This is a genomic window from Caballeronia sp. INML2 (genome assembly GCF_023631365.1).
GTDB classification, from domain to species: domain Bacteria; phylum Pseudomonadota; class Gammaproteobacteria; order Burkholderiales; family Burkholderiaceae; genus Caballeronia; species Caballeronia turbans.
The window spans coordinates 1-2,206 of sequence record NZ_JALQDH010000165.1 but is presented as its reverse complement, the minus strand read 5'-3'; the positions used below and the strand labels follow the sequence as shown (position 1 = coordinate 2,206).

Annotated in this window: 3 protein-coding genes; all 3 read left to right on the top strand. The window is 60.8% G+C overall.

Annotated elements, in window-relative coordinates; all coding sequences use genetic code 11:
• On the top strand, nucleotides 1–1,177 hold a 1,177-nt coding region (locus NCT32_RS36710), incomplete at its 5' end, for an IS21 family transposase (protein ID WP_250491531.1).
• Nucleotides 1,174–2,007, top strand: coding sequence for an IS21-like element helper ATPase IstB (gene istB, locus NCT32_RS36705; protein WP_250491530.1), 834 nt, complete (start codon nucleotides 1,174–1,176; stop codon nucleotides 2,005–2,007). The genes NCT32_RS36710 and istB, both read left to right, overlap by 4 nt.
• The coding region (locus NCT32_RS36700; RefSeq protein ID WP_250491529.1) for a hypothetical protein at nucleotides 2,004–2,206 on the top strand (203 nt) is incomplete at its 3' end. The genes istB and NCT32_RS36700, both read left to right, overlap by 4 nt.

The following is a 2,206-nucleotide window of genomic DNA, read 5'->3' as shown; positions in this document are numbered from 1 at the left end:
CGCTCTCCACGGCGAGGATCGTGATGTCATGTTCCGCCAGGTACACGAGCCCGGTCGCCTCGCATTGTCTGATTTCACCGAGATGGACAGCTTGGCCGTGTCTGTGGCGGGTGTCGCGCTCGAGCACCGCCTCTATCATTTTCGACTGGCCTGCTCGGGCTTTGAACACGCTCACGTCATTCTCGGCGGCGAGAGCTATGTCGCGCTGGCCGAAGGGCTGCAGAACGCGCTCTGGGCACTCGGTGGCGCGCCACGCGAGCATCGCAGCGACAGCCTGTCCGCAGCGTTCCGCAATCTCGAACCCGAAATGCGCGACGATCTGACCACACGTTACGAAGCGCTGTGTGTTCATTACGGCATGCAGCCTACGCGCAACAATCGTGGCATCGCCCATGAGAACGGCGCCATCGAGAGCCCTCACGGCCACCTCAAGAGCGCCGTGCGTGATGCATTGCTCCTGCGCGGCAGTAACGACTTCGTGGAACTCGAGGCCTATCGCCGATTCATTGACGAGATCGTCGGTCGCATCAATGCGCGTAATGGCAAGCGCATTGAGGCCGAACGGGCACTGCTTCAGCCGCTGCCCGCGCAGCGTACGAGCGACTACGAGGAAACGCGTGTGTACGTCACCACCACCGGCGGCTTCGTCCTGCGCAAGGTCTTCTACACGGTCCCTTCTCGGCTGATCGGTCATCGCCTTCGCGTGCGGCTGTACGACGATCGGCTAGAACTGTTTCTGGGCAGTACGGCTCTGATGACGCTGCAGCGCGGTCGTCCGGGTCCCAATGGCAAGCACGGTCACGTCGTCAACTACCGGCACATCATCCACGCGCTGCGCCGCAAGCCCATGGCGCTGCTCAACTTGGTCTACCGCGATCAGATCTTTCCGCGCGAGGCGTATCGATTGACCTTCGATCGTCTGCTTGAACAGCTACCGGAGCGTGCGGCATGCAAGACCATGGTCGAACTGCTCAGCCTGGCTCACGAGCGAAACTGCGAGGCGCAGCTGGCGCAGGCGCTCGAGCAATGCCTGGCCGACGGGCAACTGCCTGATCTGGACGCACTGCGTTCGCGTTTCGAAGCGAAGTCCGCGAGCATGCCGCAGGCAAACGTCCAACTGGCTTCGCTGCGCGACTACGAAGCTCTGCTTGACCTGGAAACGGAGGTGGCAGCATGAGTCACGATTTCGACGCTACCCGCCTGTCGCTGCTGCTCAATGATTTGCGGCTGCCCGCCATTAAGCAGATCTGGTCAAGCTTTGCCGAGCGCTCCGATACTGAAGGCTGGCCAGCGGCGCGCCTGCTGATGGCGCTGGCCGAACACGAGATCGCCGAGCGTGATCGACGCCGCGTCGAACGCCACCTCAGGGAGGCTAGGCTGCTGCCGGGCAAGACGCTGGAGAATTTCGATTTCGACGCGGTGCCGATGGTGTCTAGGGCGCACGTCTCGGCGTTATGCGCTGGCGACGGCTGGTTGCGCAACGGCGCCAATTTGATTTTGCTCGGGCCGCCTGGGGGCGGTAAGTCGCACTTATCCTCAGCCATCGGACTGAGCCTACTGGAGACAGGCTGGAAGGTCCTCTTCGCCCGAACTACCGACCTCGTACAGCGGTTGCAGGTCGCGCGCCGCGAGTTGGCTCTGGAGTCCGCCATTAATAGGCTTCATCGCTTCGATCTACTTATCTTAGACGACTTCGCGTACGTCAGTAAGGATCAGGCCGAGACGTCAGTGCTGTTCGAGCTCATCAGCGCCAGGTATGAGAACCGTTCTCTTCTGATAACGGCAAATCAGCCATTTGGCGACTGGAATAAGGTATTCCCCGATCCGGCAATGACGCTGGCCGCCGTCGACCGGCTGGTCCATCACTCGACGATCCTTGAACTCAACGTCGAAAGCTACCGCCGACGTACCGCCCTTGAGCGCAAGCAGCAGGGAAAGGGACGACCCGCAACTATGGCGACACCAAAGAACGTCAGCGTGCCACCGCGCCCGGAGGACCCGCAATGACAAGCAACTCGACCGCAAGTCGTTGTCAACCTCACCGACTGACGCGCTTTCTCATCTTGATTGACGCGCGGCATGCGACACATTCCAGCGTCAATCAACAAACCCTTGCCAGCGTCAATCAACATCGGCATCATCAACCTCACCGCGACATTCTCATCTTGTTTGTCGCGCGTCTCTCATCCAGATTGTCGCGCCACAC

What these genes read in the sequence shown, in the direction of transcription:
- istB (WP_250491530.1), top strand. Translation starts at nt 1,174, where the DNA reads ATGAGTCACGATTTCGACGCTACCCGCCTGTCGCTGCTGCTCAATGAT.